Origin of the sequence: Mesorhizobium alhagi CCNWXJ12-2 (assembly GCF_000236565.1) — a bacterium.
In the GTDB taxonomy this organism is placed as follows: Bacteria; Pseudomonadota; Alphaproteobacteria; order Rhizobiales; family Rhizobiaceae; genus Allomesorhizobium; species Allomesorhizobium alhagi.
In genome coordinates, this window is record NZ_AHAM01000104.1 from 1 (window position 1) to 20,353 (window position 20,353).

Consider the following 20,353-nt stretch of genomic DNA (forward strand, 5'->3'; position numbering starts at 1 on the left):
GTCCAATAATGGATGCCGAGATTGAGCGTGCTCGACGCGGCCGACGTCGGGCCACCGTGGACCTTCACGAGAAGCGGCGGCTTTTCGCCTACCGTGCCTCCATAGTCGGGATTTTTCGGCCCATAATAGAGGCCGAACCCGGTATTCCCGCCCGTAGTGGGAAATTCGACGGCTTCGACCGGACTGAGATAGGCGGCAATACCAAGGTCGGTCTGGTCGAGGATGTCGGTTGCTTTCTTGAGAATCCGATGCCGGCCGGTTCCGAGGTCGAACTCGACCACACTCGCGGGAAGAGACGGGGCTCCGGCAATGGCCACGACCCGCTCGCCGTCGGCCCGAACCGAGGCGAATTGCGTGAAGGGCGTTTCCAGTGTGTTCAATATCCCCGTCGCAAGATCGACGGCCCCGAGCCTCCACAGCCCCGCTTCCGAATAGGTGCAGACGATCCGTTCGGGACCGGCAAATGCATAGGTGGACATGCCGAAAACCCATTGCGGCGCCCCGAACTCGGCCGCCATCGGCACGATCGGCCGCGACTCTCGTGTCGCAAGCTCGAAGCGGTATAGATTCCACCAGTCGGAACGATCCGACACGAAGATGACTGCGTTGCCGTCGGGCGACCACTCGGGCTGAAAGATCGATTCATCCGGACCGCCTGCAATGATTTCGGGTTCACCGGAAACAGCGCCGGCATCGTCCAATTCGGCGAGATAGAGGATGGTGCCGTTCCAGGGCATGTTGGGATGGTCCCATGCCAGCCAGATGAGCCGGCGCCCGTCTGGGGAAAGCCGCGGCGACGAAAAGAAGTCGTGCCCGCCCACGAGAATGCTTCCGGGTTCTCCGCCCTTGTCCGCGAGGTCGACGGCGACGATCGCGTTTACAGGCTCGCCGCCGGCGGTGTGATCCTCGCGCAGGCCGATCCAGCGGTTGCGGCTGCCGTCGATGATGCCGTCGGCGAACCGCCAGCCGCCGGATTGTCCGGAGGGTTCGGGGGTCAATGGCTGCGGCTCGGCACCGCCGGCTTCCAGCCGGTACAGCCGGCCATCGGCAAAATTGGAGAAGTACAGAACGCCCTTGTCCACGAGCCAGGCACCGCCGCCATATTCGTGGACACGCGTGCGGGCATTGAAAGGCGCGGGCGTTACGTCGACATCGTCGCCGCCACCGGCGCCGGCGCGCACCACGACGGAGCGGCCCCGCTCCTGCGGCCGTCCTTCCAGCCAGTAGATCGTCCCCTCGTCGAGACGAACTTCAGAAAGCGTGATGGCCTGCGCGACGATGAGATCGGATGTGATCGGCGATTTCCAGGCGCCGTAAGACGCCGTCTTCGGTCCAGTGGTCGGCATGGCTCGTCATCCCTTTCGATGCTGCCACGTTTTACGTCGGGATGCCGGGGTGTTCCAGAGCGCACTCCACGATCAGTTGCCGGGAGACCGCGGGAAAAGCACCTCCCCCATCCCGAGGACGGCATTGTCGCCGCTATATTTGCGCGGCGCATTGCCGAGCAGCGGCAGCCCCAAAATTCCTTCCGTGACGAGATAGCGATCGAAAAGTGCGGCGAAGGCGCTTTCAGGCGCGCCGCACTCGACGAAGCTGGGAGACAGGTTTTCGGGCGCGCGGTCGAGAAAAATCGAACCGCGGCGCATCAGATAGCCGGGCATCGCCCCGGTCCCGCCGGCAATCACGAGGCTGCCGGCGATCATGCGGCTGCCGGCATGGTCGCCGGAACCGCCGAGGACGGCGATGATGCCACGCCGCATGCGATCCCCGGCAAAGGCGCCGGCCCTCCCCCTCACGATCAGCACGCCGCCATTCATGCCGGCGAGTTCGCCCGCCAGCGGTCCGCCGAGGCGGTCGCCGGCGTCGCCCATGATCTCCAGCCTTCCGCCGCGCATGCCCGACCCGGCATGGGGACCCGCACCGCCTTCGACCACCAGACGCCCGCCGCGAATGTTGCGCCCCGCCTGCGCGCCGACGTTGCCCGCGACGCGCAGCGAGCCGCCGGTCAGTTGCGCGGCCACCCGGTCGAAACGGTCGGAGCCGCCGTCGAACACGATGTTCTCAACATCGTCGCCCGAGACGCGGAATATGTCGGCGACCGTCGAGGCGCGCCTGGACGTTCCGAGCCGGATTTTTTCGATATCTCGCCGGCTAATTCCAGCGAGTTTCTCCGGCGTCAGCGGCGACAGGTCGATCCGCTCGGGGGGATTGGCAATAAGGGTGAAGGTCATCGCCGTCACGGGAGCATGTCCTTCAGCGAATAGATGAACTTGCCAAGCTTGCCGCCGTAATTGCCCGCTCCGATGCGGACAGCGCCCCTCTCCGGCCCGAGATCCGTCACCGCCTTGATGCCGGCCTTCATGGCGGCGGCCACGGCGTCGTTGGTCTCGCCGTCGATGACGATCTCAAGCACGGAGTTGATATTTGGTCCGAGTGCGCTGGCGACGGCTCCGCGCAGAGTCGGGGCATAGGCTTCGTTAGCCGAGGCCACCATGCCCTTGTATTTGCCGCCGATCTTGGAACCCGAGCGGGCGATGCCGCCCGGAAACGGAACGATGGCGCCCGGCACATCCTGAATGGCTGCTACCGCCGCCTCGGCGGCGGCAAGCGCATTGCCGCTGGTCTCCGCCATGACGAAGAAATTGCCGCCGCCGACGGCTTCCTTGGTCAGACCAGTAGTGGCCTCGCAGAGGAATTCGCCGTCCATCACCGGGATTCGCCAGAAATGCCGTCCGCCGAGTTTTTTGGAGATCTGCCAGCCATCGCCGAAATAGCGCAATGCGAAGCCGAGCTTGAGGTCGGCGCTGCCTTTCAACCCGGCGAAGCAGGCGCTGCCCGGCGACGTCAGCACGCATTGGCCGACGCGGTTCAGCAATTGCTTCTGCAATTCGTCGGTGCTCACCGCAAAAAGCATCACCCGGCAGCCGGGCCGCCCGTCCGGCGTTTCCGATTCCGGCAGTTCGACATCGATCGCCGCCTCGCAGCCGCAGGCGATCACCGACGTGGCGAAGCCGGACATGGTGATCGCGGCCTGCCTGGCCCATTTGCGGTTCGGCCCGGTGATGACTATCGCCGTCGCGCGCATGCCGAAGGCTTCCGCAAAGGTGTCGTCGATCGCAATTCCGTTGACGCTCAGCTCCGGCATGCGACCTCGCCGAATGGCTGCTCGCGGGCGACGGCCGAATCGGGGAATGTGAACCAGTCGAGTGACAGGCCGTAGCGCCGTTCGTGATATTCGCGCAGCCGCCGCACCATTGCCTTGTCCGGCGGCGGGTTGAGCCGGAGCGCCCTGCCCCAGCGATAGTGAGATATCTCGCCGTCCTTGACGACAAGGTCGCCGTTCTTGAAGACAAACGCCGCGGCGCCGAACATCTTGGCGATATCCTTGCCTTTCCGGTAGATCGAAATATCAGCCAGCGCGCCCGGCCCGAGATGGCCGCGGTCATCCAGCCCGAGCAGCTTTGCCGGCGCAGCTCGCGTCATGACGGCTATCTCCTCGAGCGTGTATTCGCGCGCGATTGACGACAGGGTCGAAAGCGCCATCGCCCCGTTTGAACCACCCGCAGACATTTCATCGCGCGCATCGCGGCTCATGAGCAGTTCGAACAGCGCGGGATAGGCGGTGAACGGCGCACCGTTCGGGTGATCCGTCGTGAAGAATACCCGCCACGGGTCGTCGATCAGCAGGAAGAGTTCAAGCCCGATCGCCCATTGCATAGTGCCGTAAAAATCCTGGCGGTAGCGGTAAGGCACGATGCCGCCGCCATTGCCGTCCCCGTCATGGATGACCGTCTTCTTCGGGCTGGCGCTGCCGCGCGCCGAGAACTGCCGCATGACGTCGGAGGAAATGGTGACAGTCTGGCCGAACATGACCTGGCCGATATCGATCGTGACCTGCGGCGTGGTGTTGATCAGTTCGGCAAGGCGGGCCGCGGCGGACGAGAATTTGCGTTTCCCTTCAGTGCCGTAGCTGTAGAACTGAAGATGGGCGAGATGCAACGGCACCCCTTCCGAGGCCGAAATGGTGGCCGCAGCAGTATCGGCCGCGCCGGGCGCTCCAAGATTGTTGCAGTGGACATGCAGCGGGTGCGGAATGCCGAGGCGATCCACCGCAGCCTGCAGCGTCTTCACGATCTTACGCGAACTGACCCCGTATGTGGGCACCACATCGTCGAGCGCGAAGGTGCGCACATTCTCCTTGAAGGCCGCGGCCGCGCCGGCATTGATGACCTTGACGCCTAGAGCCCGCGTCGAGCCGACGGTCCAGGCGACGTAGTCCTCGATCATCTGTTGGGAAGAAGAATCGCGGATCATGGACAGGAGGAAGTCGTCATTGCCGAGAATTGCCAGCGTCGCCTTGTCGATGATCGGGATGTCGGCGAGTTCGAGATGCGTGTGCAGCGCGGCGCCGGGCGACATGGCCGGTTCCACCACGGTGGTGAAGCCCATTTTGGCGTAGAGGCAGCCGGTTTCGAAGGTCGACCAGCCGGCATTGGAGAGCGGCGTCGCAGCCGGCCGGGCCATGTGGGCGGCGTGCTGCTCGGGCAGGAGCAGCCGCGCGGTGTTCACATTGCCGCCGCCTATATGGGAGTGGATGTCGATCGCGCCGGCCATGACGAAGCAGCCTGAGGCATCGATGGTCCGGTCGGCATCGCCGCCGGCCGGCGGCTCGACGATCTGCTCGTCCCTGATCCAGAGGTCGCCCTTGCCGAAACGGCCATTGACCGGATCGATGATTTCGCCCCCGGCGATTTTCGTCAGCATGGCAATGCCGCCTCCGCCGGGATCTTGTCGGCAACCAAACGAATGACCGCCGCAGCCGACGGCAGTTCCGACGCTCCTTGCGCCTTGATCGCAGCCAGCGTTCCGGTGCGCCCGGAATAGACGACCGCCTCGTGGTCGACGCCGACCTCGCCGATCGCGATGGTGATTTCAGCTCCGGCGACCGGCTCCGCTGTTTTCGCCAATGCTATCAATTTGACGCCGTTATCCTCGGCCGGCGGTGCGGAGCCAGCCGATATCCACAGATGCAAGTCCGCCTCGCCGGATGCGAGCGCCCGCTCCACGTCGAAACGCCAGGGATCGTATTCGGGAAAACCGCGTGCAAAGCCGGTGCGCGGCGCAAAGCCGGTCATCCAGGTAGAGGCAAGAACACTGCCCCAGCCGCTCTCGCTTGCCGGCAAATGCAGGGCCGATGCGCGGGACTTGCGATTGATATCAGCGATGAGGCCCTGCAGCATCTCCAGCGCTAGGCCGTCCGCGCCATGGCCCGAAAATAGGAATACAGGAAATTTGGCGGTGCCGAGCGCCCTCGCAAAATCGTCGAAGTTCGAGACCTGCTTCGATACCCGCCGTCCCGCGCGCTGCGCCCTGAGGGCAGCCAGCGTACCGCTTAGCCCGCCGTCGCTGGAAAGCGGTGTCGCCTTCCGGCTACCCAGGAACGTCGAGACCTTGGTCCCCTCATCGCCGATCAGGAAGAACTCGCGCGCATTCGTTGCCGAGAGGTCGGGAACGGTGTCGGCGAGTTCCGCCACGAAGCTGTGATGGACAGCGGGCAATTCCCCGACGATCGCCACGACATCGGCCCGCCTGCGGACCTCGCCCGGCGCAACGATCATCGCGCCTTTGTCGGTGAAGAGCGCCGTCTCGCGGGAAAGCCCCGCGCCCTCGACATGGTCATAGGCCGCGCCAACCCGTTCGGCGAGCGCGATCGCCGCGCGCGTCCCGTGTATATCCGTGTCGAAGCTGATTACCGGGCACCGGCTCGATTGCAAAAGCATCGCGGCCTGCTCGCACGCGTGCTCCACCAGCGTTTCCCGGTTGCCGATCCACGCAACCGCCATTCACTACGCTACTTTCTGGTGCCAACCCCAATCCTAGACGAAAGCGAACTGGCCGTGAACCCCGCTCTTGTCGGGTTGGTGAATGTTTCTGCGGCATCAGCAGATGCGACGTTCAGTCGTATTTGATGTAGGCGAAGCGCTGGTCGGTCTGGGGCGTGCCTTCCAGCGCGCCGCCTTCGCTCGCCGGCTGCCACTGGACGACGTCCTCGATCTTCTTCGCCAGCTCGAAATCCTTGTCGGTGACGCCTTTTGCCGCATGGTTCATCAGGCGAACCTCGACCCATGCATAGGAAGCGGTGATGTCCGGATGGTGCCACGCCGCTTCGGCTAGATGGCCGACCGTGTTGATGACCATCAGCGTCGATTTCCAGCCATGGGTCTTGTATTTCCGGCGAATCCAGCCGTTTTCATAGCGCCATTTGGGCAGTTCCCTCTCCAGCCTTTCGGCGATCTCGGCTTCCGAATAGACTTTTTCCTTGGCTGTCTCGCTCATCTCGATCTCCCTATGTTTTTCGACAGGCGCGGGGCGGCGCCAAAGTAGATGCTCCGCGATACTTGCCCCATCGCCGAAAACGGCTATCATGACCGCAGGCACCTAAACTCGCGATGCATGTATGATGCACCCATCCGGGGGTAGATGTCGAATTCCGTCACCATAAGAGTGCCCGCCCGCCTGCACCTGGGCTTCCTCGACCTCAATGGAGATGTCGGACGCCGCTTCGGCAGCGTCGGCCTGCCGCTGAGCGAGCCCGAAACGGTCGTGACCCTGTCACGGGCCGCCGAAACATCGGTCGAGGGCAGCGAAGCCCCGCGCGCCGAACAGCATCTGTCGGCGCTTTGCCGGCATCTCGGCATAAAATCCCATCACCGCCTGGTGGTGGAGCAGGCCATTCCCTCCCATGCCGGTCTCGGATCGGGAACGCAGATCGCGTTGGCGGTTGCGGCGGCGCTGCGCACGCTGCACGGACTGCCGCTCGATGTCGCTGGCGACGCCATCCTGCTTGCGCGCGGCGCACGCTCCGGCATCGGCATCGCCAGTTTCGAGAGCGGCGGCGTGATTGTGGACGCGGGAAAGAACAGCAGCGGCAGGCCTCCGCCTGTCGTTGCAAGGCTCCCCTTTCCCGACGAATGGCGTGTCCTTCTCATCCTCGACGAGGCCGTAGAAGGGCTTCATGGCCAGGACGAACTCCAGGCATTCCGCGCGCTACCGCAGTTTCCGGCCGCCGGCGCGGGAGAAATCTGCCGGCAGGTGCTGATGGGGCTGATGCCCGCCCTCGTCGAACGCGATCTGCCGGTCTTCGGGGCCGCGGTCACGACGATCCAGACGCTCATTGGCACCCATTTCGCGCCGGCCCAGGGCGGCGTCTTCACCTCCAGGCGTGTCGAGGCACTGGCCCGGCGACTGGTCGACGCCGGCGCGGTCGGCATCGGGCAGAGCTCGTGGGGGCCGACGGGTTTCGCCTTCGCGCCGTCGGAGAACGAGGCCCGCCGTATGGTCGACTCGGTCCGGGACGCCACCGGCGCCGGGATAGAAATCCGGATCGTGCAGGGCCGGAATTCCGGCGCGAAGATCAGTCAAACCAAACTCGACCTCGTTGGCAGCTGAAAAGCGGCAGGCGTCGTGCAAGACCCCATGCAGAAAGGCGAATAATGGCCCGAAAACACATATTGCATATGCTGACTCCGCTGAAGCAGATGAGCCCCTTCGACGTGAACATGGCGCTCGACGCGGGCTTCGACGCGGTTGTCCCCTATGTCGATGTGAGCCTGGGAGACGTCACCAGTCTGGTGCAGGACGCGATCTTTTCCCGGCCGCCGGACGCCGGCGTGAATACGGGGATATTCATCGCCGGTAGGGACGTGTCGCTGTCGCTCGACATGTTCGACGCGGCGAAGAAGGCGATGGTGCCGCCCTTCCAGGTGTCGGTTTTCGCCGACCCGGCGGGGTCTTTCACGACCGCCGCGGCAATGGTGGCCAAGGTCGAAAAAGCCCTCGAAAACAAGTTCCAGCGCGGCCTGAAGGACACAGCGGTTGCGATCTTTGGCGCAACCGGCGTTGTCGGCTTCTGCACGGCCGTCATCGCTGCCCGGGAAGGCGCGGATGTCACGATCGTCGGCCATGACGGCCTCGCACGGGTGGAGAAGATCGCCGCCGAAATCAAGAACCGGTTCGACGTTCAAGTCAAACCGGCGGACGGCTCGTCGGACGCGCGCAAGAAGGCAATCGTCCAGGCCAGCGATGTCGTCTTGAGCGCCGCGAAAGCCGGCGTCCAGGTGATCTCGAAAGCCCATTTGGAAGGCGCCGACAGACTGCTGGTCGGCGCAGACGTGAATGCGGTTCCGCCGGCCGGCATAGAAGGGCTGGCAGTCCACGCCAACGCCAATCCGCTCGAAGCGACAAAAGCGGTCGGCATCGGCCCGCTCGCCATCGGCAATGTCAAATACAAGGTCGAGTCTGGCCTCTTCAAGAAAATGATAGAGGCGGACAAGACGGTTACGTTCGATTTCCAGGATGCATTCTCCCTTGCACGCGAGTTCGCAAAATAATCCCCGCTTCCTGCTGGTCGCAGCGATTTCAGGTCGCGCGCTGGCCGCCGCGGCGCGGCGCGCCGGCTACCGGCCGCTGGTCGCCGACTTCTTTTGCGATACTGACACCGTTGCGCTCGCCGAGCGCACGGCGAAGCTGCCGGGCGACCTGCAGCGCGGAATAGACGGCGCAGCTATTGTCGATACGCTCCGGGCGCTGGCCGGAAGCGACAGACCGGTTGCGGTCGTCCTGGGTTCGGGCTTCGAACGGCGAGCGGAAATCGTCGACGAGGTCGCCCGCCATTTTCCGCTCGCGGGCAACCGCGCCGCGGCGATACGCCGGGTCAAGGACCCGCAAATGCTGGCAAAGGATTGCGCCGAACTCGGCATTCCACACCCGGCTTTCCGGTGGGATACGCCGGCCGATCCGGAAAACTGGGTGGTAAAGGCCGTTGGCGGCGCGGGCGGCGCTCACATAGCGCGCGCCAATGGCGAGCCACCGGCGGCGGACCGTTACTTCCAGCGCTTCGTTTCCGGCCGCAGCGTCTCGGCCCTGTTCGTCGGCGGCGGCAAGTCGGCGCAGGTCGTCGGCTTCAGCCGGCAATGGCTGTCTCCCGCTCCCGCCGCCCCCTATCGCTACGGCGGTGCCGTGCGCCTGAGGCGCTTCGACCGAAGCCGCGCGGCCGAGATAAACCGCTGGCTATCTGGCCTGACGCTGCGAGCCGGCCTTGTAGGGCTTTGCAGCGCCGACTTCATCGGCGACGCGAACGGCTATCAGCTCGTCGAGATCAATCCGCGGCCCGGCGCCACACTCGACATCTTCGACAGCATCGACGCCCCCCTGATCGAGGCGCATCTGCGCGCCGCCAGCGGGGAGCCTTACAGGCTGCCGCGCTTTGCCGATTCGATGGCGTCGATGATCACCTATGCGGCGGCGCCGGTGCCGCAATTTCCGGCGATCGAGTGGCCCGACTGGACAGCCGACCATCAATCGCCCGGCACAAAACTGATCGCAGGCGATCCCATCTGTACCGTCTTCGCCCGCGGGCGCAGCGCCGGCGCAACGCAACGGGCCGTGAATATCCATGCAAGGCAATTGCAGTATCAATGGGAGGGAGACCGGACATGAAGGATGGTTCGGCATTCCTGAACGATAACGCCCAGCGTATCGCCGATGGCATGATCCGTGACGCCGAGCGCCTGCGTATCGCCGTCTCGAAGGGGCCGCTGGGAGAAACCCTGATCGACGCCGGCTCGAAGTCTCCCGGCGGCATCGAAGCCGGGCTGCGAATGGCGGAGGCGGCCATGGGCGGCCTCGGCAGCATTGCGGCGGTCATGGATCGCGCCTCGGAAAAATGGCCCTTCGCGCTGGAGGTTCGGTCTTCGCAGCCGGTGCTTGCATGCCTCGGCTCCCAATATGCGGGCTGGAACCTGTCAAACGACGACTATTTTGCCATGGGGTCGGGCCCGGCGCGCGCGCTTGCCCGTGTCGAGGCGTTGTTCACGACGCTGACCTACCGCGACACCTCATCGTCCGCCGTGCTTATCCTGGAAACAGCCGAACCGCCCCCGATGCCGGTCGTGGAGAAGGTGGCCAAGGCAACCGGGCTGGCGGCCGACAAGCTCACCTTCCTTTATGCGCCGACGCAGAGCCTCGCCGGCACGGTCCAGATCGTTTCCCGCGTGCTCGAAGTCGCCCTGCACAAGGCCAACGATCTGAAATTTCCGCTGGAAAACATCGTCGATGGAATGGCTGCCGCGCCGATCCCCGCCCCTCACCCGGATTTCCTGGCGGCCATGGGCCGAACCAACGATGCGATCATCTATGGAGGGCTCGTCCAGCTTTTCGTGAAGGGCCCGGTAGAAGCGGCGATGGAACTCGCCGACCAACTGCCGAGCCGCGTTTCGCGGGACTACGGCCAGCCCTTCGCCGACATCTTCAAGCAATTCAAGGGTGATTTCTACGCCATCGACCCCCTGCTTTTCAGCCCCGCCGAAGTTTTGGTTACAGCAATCGAAACAGGCGATACATTTCGCCGAGGCGGACGGGATGCCGCGATGCTGGAACGGAGTTTGGGGTGAAGCGTCGGTGCAGTCGAAATCCACCCTGGTGAGCATTTGATGATCCCGCGCATCCTGATCGTTAGCGACATGTCGGACGCGCGCTCGCAAGGCCTTGCCACCCGGTTGGCCCAGCGGGGCGCATTCGTCGCGACCGCGCCGCTGGCCGCGATCGCGTTCGACACCGGAAGCGCTTCCGGCTTGGCTATCCCAGGTTTCGACGGAGGGTTGCCGGACGCCGTCATCGTGCGATCGATCGCAGCCGGGTCGTTCGAGGCGATCACGCGGCGTCTCGGCGTCCTTCACGCGCTGGGCAGGCTTTCGGTTCCGGTCTGGAATTCCGCCCAGGCGATCGAGCGTTGCGTCGACAAGTCGATGACGACGTTTCTGCTCGAGAATGCCGGCCTGCCGACGCCGCCGACATTCTGCGTCGAGGGATTTGCCGCGGCCGAGGAGATCGCCAGTCGTGAGCTTCCGCGGACGCCGCTGGTGCTGAAGCCGCTTTTCGGCGCGCAGGGCCGCGGCATAAGGTTGATCCGCGAACTGGCCGACCTGCCCCCGCCGGAAGAGGTGAACGACGTCTACTATCTCCAACACTACATCCCGCGCGCCGGTCCGCCCTTCCGCGATTTCCGCGTATTCGTCTGCGCCGGAAAGGCAGTGGCGATGATGAGCCGTCGCGGCGAAGACTGGATTACCAACGTCAACCGGGGGGCGGCGCCGGAGCAGGTTTCCGCGCAAAGCGAGACTGCACTGGCGAAGCTGGCGGTCGCCGCGGCGGCGGCGGTGGGCGCCGACTTCGCCGGCGTCGACATCATCCCGGCGCCCGACGGCGCCCTGCTGGTGCTGGAGGTGAACAGCATGCCGGCCTGGTCGGGGCTGCAGTCGGTCGTCGCCGTGAACATCGCCGATGCGATCGCAGACGCCCTGCTGAGATTTCTGGCCGACACCGCGGAGGCCGCATCAACTGTCCGCCCGCATCGCCTTGTTGCACCGGCAAACTCCTGAGATGCGGTTTTCCCGCGAAGAAATCAGCGCCGCCTATGAGGAAGCCTGCCGGCTCGAAATCGAGGCGCTGAAGCCGGGCAACGTGCATCTCTTCGCTGATGGCCACGGCATGACTGCCGGTCAGTTCCTTCTCAGCGCCAAGGTATCGGCCGGACCGCTGACGGATCCGGACCTGCCTGTCGGACGGCGCATTCTCGAGGCCATCCGTGTCACGCGCCAGGCAGTCGGCATCAACACCAATCTCGGCATCGTGCTTCTCACCGCGCCGCTGGCCCGCGCCGCCGAAGCGGCCGGCGGCGATCTGCGCGAAAATCTTTCCGCATTGCTCGACGGCCTGGATATGGACGATGCGGGCGCGGTCTTCGAGGCCATAGTCGTGGCTTCGCCCGGCGGCCTCGGCTCGGCGGAAGAGCACGATGTTCGTGAGCCGCCAAAGGTCGGTGTACTGGAGGCGATGCGGGCCGCGGCGGGACGCGACAGGATCGCCCGTCAGTATGTCACCCGTTTCGAGGATGTTTTCGATACCGGGCTGGCTGCGCTCGAAGCCGCGTTTGCTCGAGGCGAGCGCGGCGTCTGGCCGACCGTATTCGCCTATATGGCTTTTCTCGCCGGCTTTCCGGACAGCCATGTGGCGCGCAAGCATGGCGGCGAAACAGCGCAGCGGATCCAGGAGGAAGCCGCCGCCGTCAAAGCCGCGCTCGACGCCGCTGACGACGATCAGGCGCGCCTGCGGCTGCTTTTGGACTTCGACAGCCGGCTGAAAGCGCGAAACGTCAATCCCGGCACGTCGGCCGACCTGACGGTGGCCAGTCTTTTCGTCCATATCCTGCACCAGCGCCTTGCATAATCGGGTTGTTGATGATTGAATTTCGGCAGTGGGGGTCAGTGCCTCCGCGGCTATCTAGCCAACCGGTCCGGGCAATCCGGACGCTGCCAACAAGGATAGTCGTCCATCGAGCGTCCGCTCGTTGCGGCGTCTTTGGACTTCATTATTTTGTGGAGGAAAATTGGCATGGCTAAAATCTCGAAAGTAATGGTTGGTGAATCCCTGGTCGGCGACGGCAATGAAGTCGCGCATGTCGATCTGTTGATCGGGCCGCGGGGAAGCCCGGTCGAATCGGCATTCTGCAACGCGCTCACCAACAACAAGGACGGCTTCACCTCGCTGCTCGCGGTGATCGCGCCGAACCTTCCCTGCAAGCCTAACACGGTGATGTTCAACAAGGTGACGATCAAGGGCGCCAAGCAGGCGGTCCAGATGTTCGGCCCGGCGCAGTTTGCAGTGGCGAAGGCGGTGCAGGACAGCGTCGCGGAAGGGATCATCCCCGAAAACGAGGCGGACGACCTGTTCATCTGCGTCGGCGTGTTCATCCATTGGGAAGCCGAGGACGACGCCAAGATCCAGCAGTACAACTATCAGGCGACCAAGGAAGCCATCCAGCGTGCCGTTGAGGGCACCCCGACCGCGGCTGAGGCGACCCGGCAGCGGAACGAGGTGAAGCATCCGTTCGCGGCCTAGACACGAGACAGCCCCGCACAGGTAGCACCCTCTGTTGATACGGATGGTCTGTTGCGCCGGCTGAAAAAGCTTCTCGGCTTTTGAACCTCCGTTCCGGAGCGCGGCATTCGTCGTGCTCCGGAACGGGCCAATTCGTCAGCGGGTGCAGAGCGACGCGAGTTGCCCGGACGTGAGTGTGCCGTCGTGGAGCGACGTCGCCACCAACGCGGCATCGACGCCGAGCGCTGAAAGCGCACGGATGTCGGCTTCGTTGCGCACGCCGCCGGCGGCGATGACGGAGCGGTTTCCAGCCCTCGCCTTGACCTGCGAAAGCCGCTCGAAATCCGGACCCGCGGCGGATCCGACCTTGGCCAGCGTCATGACGATCACGCTTTGCGGCCAGGAGTCCGCCTCTTCGAGAATGGCAGGCGGGCCGCGAAAGCCGTCGGCGAAGAAATCGAGCGACAGGATGAGGCCGGGATGATCGCGGAAGCGCCGAACCATCGCATCGTCTCGCTGCGATTCGGAGCCCAGAACCGGACGCATCGACGGTTCGGCGAGAGCTGCGGTGAGCGCGTCGCCGTCGGCAATTCCGCCGTCCACCCAGAGTTCCGGCGGGTTGGGCATTTCCCGCAAGCTGGCAAGTGCCCCGATGTTGGGCGCGCGGCCTTCTATCGCGTCCAGATCGGCAATGTAGAAGGCCGAAAAAGGATGCAGCGTGCGCAGCCCCGCCGCTACCGAAACCGGATCGGAGCTTGCGCTGAGCGGCGTGACGATCGGGCGGTAGCGGTCGCGCCTGCCCATTTCGGCGCGCACGACCTGGCCGCCTTTCAAGTCGAGGACAGGAATGATACGCAACGCTTTTCCCTCAATGGCTTAGCCGCTTTCATGAAAGCTTGAAGTTTGGAAAATGGAAAGAGCATCATAGCTGGTTTCGATGTCGGCGGCGCGCATCTGAAGGTCACAAGGGCGGAAGGCGGACGCATCGTACAGGCCGCGACGATCGCCATGCCGCTCTGGCTCGGCCTCGGCAGGCTGACATCGGCGCTCGAAGAAGCGTCCGCGATCTATGCCGGGGCCGATCTCAACGCTTTCACCATGACCGGCGAACTGGCCGATGTTTTTCCGTCGCGGGACGCCGGCATTGCAACGCTGCTGCAGCTTATATCGCAACATTTTCTGTCGGGCGATAATTTGATCTATGCGGGACGGTCCGGTTTTGTCGGGGCCGGACAGGCGGCGCGGCTCGGCGGCGACATCGCCTCGGCAAACTGGCACGCGACCGCTTCGCTGATGGCCAAGCTCGTTGGCGACGCGCTGTTCGTCGACATGGGATCAACCACCACCGACATCATTCCGGTCAGGGACGGCGCTGTCGACGGGGAAGGCTATACCGACGCCGAGCGGCTGATGACGGGGGAACTCGTCTATACCGGCTTTACGCGCACTTTCCTGTTCGGCGTGGCCTCCTCGGCGCCGGTTCGCGGGAGGATGACACCGCTGATGAATGAATATTTCGCCTCGATCGCCGACGCGCACCGCATCATGGACGTGCTCGACGAGAATGACGACAAGCACGCTTCAGCCGACGGAAAGGAAAAGACCCCGGAAGCCTCGATGGCGCGGCTGGCCCGCATGGTGGGCCGTGACGCATCCGATCTTGAGGCGGGCGAATGGCTGGATGTGGCGCGCTGGTTCAGTGAGCAGCAGCTCCGTATGGTTCACGACGCGGCGTTCCGGGTGGCGGGCCGGCTTGCTGGCGATACGCCAATCGTTGCCGCCGGAGCCGGCCGCTGGCAGATCAGGCGGCTTGCGGCACGCATGGAGCGCCGCTTCATCGACTTTGCCGATATTATTCCGGCAGACGACGCGGCGCGCAATGAGGCCAGCAGCGCCGCGCCTGCGGCCGCCGTAGCGCTGCTGGCCGGAATGCCGGACTGAGCGGCGATTGAGCGGACCGGAACGGCTTCGGACGCCAGGCGTTCCACTCCGAACCCTCGGAGATGGACATGACCCGTCAGATATTCGCCCTCGCCCTACTGGGATCCATCGCGGCGCTTCCGGCCGCCGCGCAGGACGGACAGACCGCCTTCAACAACAGTTGCCGCACCTGCCATACGATGAAGGAAGGCGATCACCGGCAGGGACCGAGCCTGGCAGGCATCGTCGGCCGCAAGGCAGGGACCGCGCCGGGCTACAACTTCTCGGATTCGATGAAGCAGTCCGGCATCGTCTGGGACGAGGACAACCTCGACAAGTTCATCGCCAATCCCGACCAGATCGTGAGCGGCAATACCATGAAACCCTATGGCGGCATCACCGACGCGGAGCAGCGCAAGACAATTGTCGAATTCCTGAAGACCGGCGGCTAGAGCATTGGGATTGCTGCATAATCTCAATGCTCTAGCCGCCGGTGCGACTCGAATCAGTTGCCGCGAAATGATCGTCGACGCGCTGCATCAGCCAGCCCCACGCCTCCCTTTCGTCAGGCCCCGCGGTCTTTTCGATGGCTATCGTCAGGTAGGCGATTTCAGCCTCGATTTTCTCACGTGGCAGCATGCCCAGTCGGCTGACCAGGATTGCCAGTTCCAGCACCGCCGCCTTGGCGCGGTTGAAGCCGGTGAAGGGCGCATTGGTCTGCTCGGCGACGATGCGGCAGAAATGCCGCGGACGCACGCCGTCATCATGTACGGTGACGACCTGGAGCACCGAATGCGCAAGCGCGGCCTCGATGCGCGGCACAGGCCAGCCATTCACCGCGACGGTCGGCCAGTCCTTGCGGCCGGTCAGGCAGCCGGCGAAGACGCGGACATCGTCGGTGTAGTTCGCGATGGCGAACGGCACGGCCGCCAGATTGTCGAGCGTAGCTGACGGTCGGAACGGTGCGATCACCCAGCCGTCCTTCTCCGCAATGATGCCGAGCGGTGCTATGTGAACCTTGCCGGTCTCGTCGGCAGTGGTGACGATGCATTCGCGGATGTAAGGCATCGTTATTCCTTGCTTTTCTTCGCCTTGAGAGTGTGGCCGGCCTCGGCGAGGCGCAAGCGGTCGGTTTCCGGAGCCGGAGCCGCCACACCCCAGGCCAGTGGCTCGTCCTGCGCGTAGCGCTTGCCGAGACGCCAGGCGATCTCCGCCTTCATGAGTTCGGCGCCGAGATAGAAGGCATGCGCGCCGTCAGCCTCAACCCCCAACCCGGAAAAGAGTTCGAACGCGTCCGTGGCGACCGCATGGCCCTTGCTGTTGAAGATATGAATGCCGTCTTCGGCGGTGACGATGCGAAAATTGGCGTCGCGCACCTCGGCGGCAAGCGCGTTTATGTCTTCCACCGTGGCGGGATAGGGCTTGCGGTCGTGGATCTGCAGAAGGCCCGGATCGTAGCTCTTCGGCAGCGCGCCATCGGCTCGGGCGGCAAACATGATGCGGCGGGCGATATCGTGCTCCTCCACCGTTCGGACGGTATGGGGACTGACATTGACGGTCAGCACATTGCGTATCTGGAGTTCCGAGCAGAGCCCGGTAAGCATCGCGGTAACGCCGGAACTGTCGGCGTCGGTGAGTTCGGTAAGATTGCCCGTGCCCATCATCAATTCGACTTCAGGCCAGCGGCGGCGCGCCTCGATGAAGCGCCCGAGCGACTGGGCGAAGCCGAAATGGATCGGGTCGAGAACAGGGTCGGCGATGAAGGATATCCCGGCCTGTTCGGCGGCCTCGATGACCCGGCCTAGGGAGTCAAGGTCGCCAGGAACCGACGGGATCAAGACCGGCGTTGCCCCATGGTCGAAGGCCAGACGCAGCGTGTTTTCGTCGAGGCTGAGCAGAAAATCGGCCCCTGCCCGCGCGCCGATCGCCAGTTCATCGATGCTGGCGGAATCGACGCTGACGGCAAACCCCTGCGCCTTCAGTTCCCGCACTGCCTCGGCTAGCGTTGGAAAAGGCGTTTCCGGCAGGCAGCCGACGTCGATCACATCGGCGCCGGCAGAGGCAAGCGCCCTCGCCCGCTGCACCAGCGCGTCGATCGAAAGCATCGGCGCGTCGACGATCTCCGCGAAAATCCGAATGTCGTAACGCGATAGGTCCGGCGGACCGCCGGGCCGGCCGAGATAGGCCGGCAGGTCGGCGATTTCGTCCGGCCCGCGAACGAAGGGCACGCCGAAATGCGCCGAAAGCCGCCCGAGATCGCCGCGATAGCGGCCAGGCAGGATGATGCGGTCGGCGCCGGTGTCGAGCTTCAGCCGGCGCTTGATGATGTCCTCTGTCATCAGCGCCGCGACCTTGACGCCGATATCCACGATCTCCCATTGAAATTCGGTCTCGCCAAGCCCGGCCAGCAGCCTTTCCAGCCGCGCTTTGGCCAGATGACCAGTCAGGAAGATCAGCCGCTCAGTCATCGGACTGTAGTTCAGCCTGGCGGCGGCGTATCGCGACCTTCAGGTCGGCGAGCGATTCCACCACCTCGGTTCGCTCGAAACTTTTCAGCCGTTCGGTTTGCTCCAGGTCGATCCGGCGCGGATAGACCTTGACCAGACCGTGCGGCGCCATGGTTTCGAGCTCGGGGGCCGTGTCGCAGGCAAAGACGATGGCCGGAACCCGGCATTTGCCGGCCTGCGCAAAGACGTTGGTGGACAGCGTGTCGGAAATTCCGAGCACGCATTTGGCCACCGTATTGGAACTCGCCGGCGCCACCACCACCGTGTGATAGACGTCGTGATAGAAGGCGCCGACCGGCACCGAACTGGCGGTCTTGTCGTGCAGGACACGCATCGTGTCGGGAAAATCCAGCTTGAGCTTGTACATGCGCAGCACTTCGTTCGCGGCTTTCGAGACGAAGATATCGCAATGTTCGAGTTCGTGGATAAGCGCGAAGCTTTCCGTGAAGAAGTGGCCGGACCCGGTGAGAACCCATGCCCAGCGCGGCGTATGCAGATTTTCCAGCACTATCCTGTTTTCCTCGCCGGCGTTCCGGACCGGTAGATCGCTGTTCCCGGGAGTTTTCCGGAAGCGAGCAGCGCAACAGCCGTGGCGGCATCCCGCGGACCGGCAAGGTAAAGATCGACATCGGCCGGCAGCATGGCTGCAAAGCCGGCGTCGACGATCCCCCGCACCGTCAGGCTGGCGACATCGTCGCCTGACGAGAACGCGGCGGTCTGCTTGACCAGCAGCAGCGCGTCCGCGCCGAGCTTTCCCGCAAGCCAGGCGGCAAGCGCATCCGACGTTATATCCCACGAGGCGCGAATGTCCGGCGCGGGAATAGCCAAGAACGACGGCAGCCAGACAGGGATTTTTCCACCTCGCAGCGCCCGCTCGATATTCTGCATCGATTGCGCCGGCACGAGCCTGTCGTCGCGGTCGAGAATGACGTGGCCGAGCTGATCCATGGCGAGGATCGCCATGGCGTGAGCGGCCTTGTCGGAGAAGCCCATGTCCTTCTGCGCGTTGCGGATTTCATCTGCGAAGCGACCACCTCCGGGCACAATGACCAGCGGCAACGCCGAGCCCGCCAGCGCGGCGATCCACTCGGCCAGAACCGCTTCGTTGGCTGTGCTGCCGCCGAGCTTTACGACGGCTCGCTTCACGAAATGAGGTCTTTCTTGCCAGGGCGGCGGCGCAAGGCGTCCGCTTCAGCGGACAAGCGCGTCGTCGACGCCTGCTGCTTCGCCTTTCTGCGCTCGATTTCGACGCCGACGCCGCCCGGTCCGAGTTCGAGCTTTTCCACCCTGACAGCGACGCTCATAACGCGCGGATGTTCCAGCACCAGCGCAGCCACATCTTCGGCGAGAGTCTCACTCAACTGGACATGCCCTTTGGCGACGATGGTGCGGATGGCGTCCATAATGATGTCGTAGGAAAAAACGTGGCGCATGTCCTCGGGATGGTCCGTGACCCTCAGCACGTCGGCGGTCACGTCGAAACGCACCTTCTGGGTATGGCCATGCTCGAAACTGTAGGCGCCGATCTCTACCGGCAGGACGAAATCCCGCACGAAGATCTTGTCCGTGCCCAGCACCGGGTCGACGGCGCCCGGCGAATATCCCCTCGCCGCCAGCAGGCGGTAATCGACGGTAGACGGTGCGCCGGGCTGCAGCTCCTCGGGAATCAGATCGCGGATTTGCGAAACCGCCTCGGCGCTGAGGGGTGTGGTGCGCTCCGACTGATCGCAGAGCGCTCCGCGAAAGCCGAGAAAGTCGGGCGCGAATGGCAGCAGCCGGGGAATGTCAGGCGCTTCGAGCGAGCCGCTCAGCCCCACAGCCAAGCCGTGCGACCGGGCGCGGTCGACGAAGGCCGGAATGCGCTCCGGTGGCAAATGGTCGAGCAGCCGCCCTTTCGCTTTCTGTGCGGTATCGACCATCGCTCCGTGGAAGCCGTCCTTGGCGAACACGGGCAGGAACTCGAAATCCGGCGCAAGGTCGGCGAACATGACGGCGATCAGCTTCGTTCGCGCGGCGAGCGGCGCCAGCGCTGCCGAACAGGCCGCGATGTTTCCGGACGGGAAGAAGCCGACTTTCACGAAATCGACGCCTGTAGCGGCGATTTCCTCGGCCTTGGCGCGTATAATTTCAGGCTCCATCGGCAAATCGCCGCAGACTGCGCTCGTTGCCCGACGGCCTGCGACCGACGAGACGGTCTGGCGAATCGTATCGATGGCGACAGCGCCCAGCGCGCCAGCCTTCGGGTCCTTCAGGTCGATGATGTCGACGCCACCGGAAATTGCAATCTCCGCCTCGGCGACGCCTGTGACGCTGGCCAGCATCTTGGTCATTTCTTCGGAGTCTCCAACCGAGGACAGGATTGGCGTGACGAAGCCGCGGATGCCGCAACGCCCGTTCGCTCGCAGCCAAAGCTAGCCGAAAAACCTGCCGCGAAAAGTCCGCTTACAGGGTTTGATAAATTATTTCGGTCCGTTATGGTCATTTCGGGCACCTTGACTTCGCTAGACCGACGACAAACGGCCTTTAGCGCAAGAAGAGGATAATTCTATCGATGATGAGCGCGGTGCCAGGCACTCTGGCGGCCTTTCTGTGCTTTTTTCCCTTGGCCGTCAACGCTTCTGCCGTCATGGCGCAGGAATCGACGCCACAGGCGCAATCGCAGCCGGCGAAGCCCGAAAAGCAGGTAACCGAGATCAAGATCGGCTATCTGCGCGCCTATGCGCCGCAGTTGGCGCTGTCGGTGCTTGACGTTCCGCCGCGCGACGAAGTCGTCCCGGGCGCCGAAGTCGCAATCGGCGACAACAACACCACCGGCAGCTTTCTCGGCCAGAAATTCATCCTCGACGTGACCGAGGTCAAACCGGACGCCGATGTGATTCCGGCCTTCAAGGAGATGCTCGCCAGGGGCGACCGCTACGTGCTCGCCGACATCTCGGCCCGGCAGTTGCTGTCGATCGCCGACATGGCCCGCGACAATGGCGTGCTGATCT

At 64.1% G+C, this 20,353-nt stretch carries 21 protein-coding genes and 1 pseudogene; 10 read left to right on the forward strand and 12 right to left on the reverse strand.

Features of this window, described 5'->3' with window-relative positions:
* The 6 genes from MAXJ12_RS12815 to MAXJ12_RS12840 form a co-directional block, all read right to left on the reverse strand.
* Window positions 1–1,346 (reverse strand): TolB family protein (locus MAXJ12_RS12815; RefSeq protein WP_008836307.1); only part of this gene is annotated, 1,346 nt, incomplete at its 3' end.
* Window positions 1,347–1,418: 72 nt separating this feature from the next.
* Window positions 1,419–2,231 carry a formylmethanofuran dehydrogenase subunit C gene (locus tag MAXJ12_RS12820; protein ID WP_040586179.1) on the reverse strand — a complete coding sequence of 271 codons (813 nt, stop codon included), beginning with the start codon at window positions 2,229–2,231 and terminating at the stop codon, window positions 1,419–1,421.
* 5 nt (window positions 2,232–2,236) lie between these two features.
* Window positions 2,237–3,145 carry a formylmethanofuran--tetrahydromethanopterin N-formyltransferase gene (gene fhcD / locus MAXJ12_RS12825; RefSeq protein ID WP_008836309.1) on the reverse strand — a complete coding sequence of 303 codons (909 nt, stop codon included), beginning with the start codon at window positions 3,143–3,145 and terminating at the stop codon, window positions 2,237–2,239.
* On the reverse strand, window positions 3,133–4,764 hold the full coding sequence (locus tag MAXJ12_RS12830) for a formylmethanofuran dehydrogenase subunit A (protein ID WP_008836310.1): 1,632 nt from the start codon (window positions 4,762–4,764) through the stop codon (window positions 3,133–3,135). Before MAXJ12_RS12830 ends, fhcD begins: the two co-directional genes overlap by 13 nt.
* The gene (locus tag MAXJ12_RS12835; RefSeq protein ID WP_008836311.1) at window positions 4,758–5,843 is read right to left on the reverse strand and encodes a molybdopterin-binding domain-containing protein; all 1,086 of its coding nucleotides are present in this window, start codon (window positions 5,841–5,843) and stop codon (window positions 4,758–4,760) included. The genes MAXJ12_RS12830 and MAXJ12_RS12835 overlap by 7 nt, the downstream gene beginning before the upstream one ends.
* A gap of 112 nt (window positions 5,844–5,955) precedes the next feature.
* A complete protein-coding gene (locus MAXJ12_RS12840; RefSeq protein ID WP_008836312.1) occupies window positions 5,956–6,336 on the reverse strand; it encodes a 4a-hydroxytetrahydrobiopterin dehydratase in 381 nt (126 codons plus the stop codon).
* A gap of 144 nt (window positions 6,337–6,480) precedes the next feature.
* On the opposite strand from MAXJ12_RS12840, the gene MAXJ12_RS12845 reads away from it, so the two are divergent.
* From MAXJ12_RS12845 to fae, 7 genes are all read left to right on the forward strand, one after another.
* Complete coding sequence (locus MAXJ12_RS12845; protein ID WP_008836313.1) at window positions 6,481–7,449, forward strand: beta-ribofuranosylaminobenzene 5'-phosphate synthase family protein; 969 nt, start codon at window positions 6,481–6,483, stop codon at window positions 7,447–7,449.
* A 44-nt stretch (window positions 7,450–7,493) separates the two neighbouring features.
* Window positions 7,494–8,390, forward strand: a complete 897-nt coding sequence (locus MAXJ12_RS12850; protein WP_040586168.1) for an NAD(P)-dependent methylenetetrahydromethanopterin dehydrogenase — start codon at window positions 7,494–7,496, stop codon at window positions 8,388–8,390.
* Window positions 8,368–9,498: an ATP-grasp domain-containing protein gene (locus MAXJ12_RS12855; RefSeq protein ID WP_008836315.1), complete on the forward strand. Its 1,131-nt coding sequence runs from the start codon at window positions 8,368–8,370 to the stop codon at window positions 9,496–9,498. Before MAXJ12_RS12850 ends, MAXJ12_RS12855 begins: the two co-directional genes overlap by 23 nt.
* The gene (gene mch, locus MAXJ12_RS12860) at window positions 9,495–10,451 is read left to right on the forward strand and encodes a methenyltetrahydromethanopterin cyclohydrolase (RefSeq protein WP_008836316.1); all 957 of its coding nucleotides are present in this window, start codon (window positions 9,495–9,497) and stop codon (window positions 10,449–10,451) included. Before MAXJ12_RS12855 ends, mch begins: the two co-directional genes overlap by 4 nt.
* A 39-nt stretch (window positions 10,452–10,490) precedes the next feature.
* The gene (locus MAXJ12_RS12865; RefSeq protein ID WP_008836317.1) at window positions 10,491–11,438 is read left to right on the forward strand and encodes an ATP-grasp domain-containing protein; all 948 of its coding nucleotides are present in this window, start codon (window positions 10,491–10,493) and stop codon (window positions 11,436–11,438) included.
* A 1-nt stretch (window position 11,439) separates the two neighbouring features.
* Window positions 11,440–12,285, forward strand: coding sequence for a triphosphoribosyl-dephospho-CoA synthase (locus tag MAXJ12_RS12870; protein WP_008836318.1), 846 nt, complete (start codon window positions 11,440–11,442; stop codon window positions 12,283–12,285).
* Between the two features lie 165 nt (window positions 12,286–12,450).
* Window positions 12,451–12,957 (forward strand): formaldehyde-activating enzyme, encoded by a 507-nt coding sequence (gene fae, locus MAXJ12_RS12875; protein ID WP_008836319.1) that lies wholly within the window; start codon window positions 12,451–12,453, stop codon window positions 12,955–12,957.
* Between the two features lie 135 nt (window positions 12,958–13,092).
* Here fae and MAXJ12_RS12880 read toward each other — a convergent pair whose 3' ends face one another.
* Window positions 13,093–13,794, reverse strand: a complete 702-nt coding sequence (locus MAXJ12_RS12880) for a HisA/HisF-related TIM barrel protein (RefSeq protein WP_008836320.1) — start codon at window positions 13,792–13,794, stop codon at window positions 13,093–13,095.
* Window positions 13,795–13,839: 45 nt separating this feature from the next.
* On the opposite strand from MAXJ12_RS12880, the gene MAXJ12_RS12885 reads away from it, so the two are divergent.
* Window positions 13,840–14,877, forward strand: coding sequence for a hydantoinase/oxoprolinase family protein (locus tag MAXJ12_RS12885; protein ID WP_008836321.1), 1,038 nt, complete (start codon window positions 13,840–13,842; stop codon window positions 14,875–14,877).
* A 68-nt stretch (window positions 14,878–14,945) separates the two neighbouring features.
* Window positions 14,946–15,308, forward strand: coding sequence for a c-type cytochrome (locus MAXJ12_RS12890; protein ID WP_008836322.1), 363 nt, complete (start codon window positions 14,946–14,948; stop codon window positions 15,306–15,308).
* Window positions 15,309–15,339: 31 nt separating this feature from the next.
* On the opposite strand, the gene MAXJ12_RS12895 is transcribed toward MAXJ12_RS12890, so the two are convergent.
* From MAXJ12_RS12895 to MAXJ12_RS12915, 5 genes are read right to left on the reverse strand one after another with little or no spacing between them, the layout of a single operon-like run.
* Window positions 15,340–15,924 carry a DUF447 domain-containing protein gene (locus MAXJ12_RS12895; protein ID WP_008836323.1) on the reverse strand — a complete coding sequence of 195 codons (585 nt, stop codon included), beginning with the start codon at window positions 15,922–15,924 and terminating at the stop codon, window positions 15,340–15,342.
* Window positions 15,925–15,926: 2 nt separating this feature from the next.
* Window positions 15,927–17,324 carry a DUF6513 domain-containing protein gene (locus tag MAXJ12_RS12900; protein WP_008836324.1) on the reverse strand — a complete coding sequence of 466 codons (1,398 nt, stop codon included), beginning with the start codon at window positions 17,322–17,324 and terminating at the stop codon, window positions 15,927–15,929.
* Window positions 17,317–17,868, reverse strand: a complete 552-nt coding sequence (locus tag MAXJ12_RS12905; RefSeq protein WP_085983939.1) for a flavoprotein — start codon at window positions 17,866–17,868, stop codon at window positions 17,317–17,319. Before MAXJ12_RS12905 ends, MAXJ12_RS12900 begins: the two co-directional genes overlap by 8 nt.
* Before the next feature lie 2 nt (window positions 17,869–17,870).
* The gene (locus MAXJ12_RS38045) at window positions 17,871–18,509 is read right to left on the reverse strand and encodes an amino acid kinase family protein (protein WP_008836326.1); all 639 of its coding nucleotides are present in this window, start codon (window positions 18,507–18,509) and stop codon (window positions 17,871–17,873) included.
* Entirely contained in the window at window positions 18,506–19,693 is a 1,188-nt protein-coding gene (locus MAXJ12_RS12915; protein WP_008836327.1) for a (5-formylfuran-3-yl)methyl phosphate synthase, read from the reverse strand. The genes MAXJ12_RS38045 and MAXJ12_RS12915 overlap by 4 nt, the downstream gene beginning before the upstream one ends.
* 224 nt (window positions 19,694–19,917) lie before the next feature.
* On the opposite strand from MAXJ12_RS12915, the pseudogene MAXJ12_RS12920 reads away from it, so the two are divergent.
* Window positions 19,918–20,353 (forward strand): annotated as a pseudogene (locus tag MAXJ12_RS12920) (branched-chain amino acid ABC transporter substrate-binding protein); the annotation flags it as partial.

What these genes read in the sequence shown, in the direction of transcription:
- MAXJ12_RS12820 (WP_040586179.1), bottom strand. Translation starts at nt 2,231, where the DNA reads ATGACCTTCACCCTTATTGCCAATCCCCCCGAGCGGATCGACCTGTCG.
- fhcD (WP_008836309.1), bottom strand. Translation starts at nt 3,145, where the DNA reads ATGCCGGAGCTGAGCGTCAACGGAATTGCGATCGACGACACCTTTGCG.
- MAXJ12_RS12830 (WP_008836310.1), bottom strand. Translation starts at nt 4,764, where the DNA reads ATGCTGACGAAAATCGCCGGGGGCGAAATCATCGATCCGGTCAATGGC.
- MAXJ12_RS12835 (WP_008836311.1), bottom strand. Translation starts at nt 5,843, where the DNA reads ATGGCGGTTGCGTGGATCGGCAACCGGGAAACGCTGGTGGAGCACGCG.
- MAXJ12_RS12840 (WP_008836312.1), bottom strand. Translation starts at nt 6,336, where the DNA reads ATGAGCGAGACAGCCAAGGAAAAAGTCTATTCGGAAGCCGAGATCGCC.
- MAXJ12_RS12845 (WP_008836313.1), top strand. Translation starts at nt 6,481, where the DNA reads ATGTCGAATTCCGTCACCATAAGAGTGCCCGCCCGCCTGCACCTGGGC.
- MAXJ12_RS12850 (WP_040586168.1), top strand. Translation starts at nt 7,494, where the DNA reads ATGGCCCGAAAACACATATTGCATATGCTGACTCCGCTGAAGCAGATG.
- mch (WP_008836316.1), top strand. Translation starts at nt 9,495, where the DNA reads ATGAAGGATGGTTCGGCATTCCTGAACGATAACGCCCAGCGTATCGCC.
- MAXJ12_RS12865 (WP_008836317.1), top strand. Translation starts at nt 10,491, where the DNA reads ATGATCCCGCGCATCCTGATCGTTAGCGACATGTCGGACGCGCGCTCG.
- MAXJ12_RS12870 (WP_008836318.1), top strand. Translation starts at nt 11,440, where the DNA reads ATGCGGTTTTCCCGCGAAGAAATCAGCGCCGCCTATGAGGAAGCCTGC.
- fae (WP_008836319.1), top strand. Translation starts at nt 12,451, where the DNA reads ATGGCTAAAATCTCGAAAGTAATGGTTGGTGAATCCCTGGTCGGCGAC.
- MAXJ12_RS12890 (WP_008836322.1), top strand. Translation starts at nt 14,946, where the DNA reads ATGACCCGTCAGATATTCGCCCTCGCCCTACTGGGATCCATCGCGGCG.
- MAXJ12_RS12895 (WP_008836323.1), bottom strand. Translation starts at nt 15,924, where the DNA reads ATGCCTTACATCCGCGAATGCATCGTCACCACTGCCGACGAGACCGGC.
- MAXJ12_RS12900 (WP_008836324.1), bottom strand. Translation starts at nt 17,324, where the DNA reads ATGACTGAGCGGCTGATCTTCCTGACTGGTCATCTGGCCAAAGCGCGG.
- MAXJ12_RS12915 (WP_008836327.1), bottom strand. Translation starts at nt 19,693, where the DNA reads ATGACCAAGATGCTGGCCAGCGTCACAGGCGTCGCCGAGGCGGAGATT.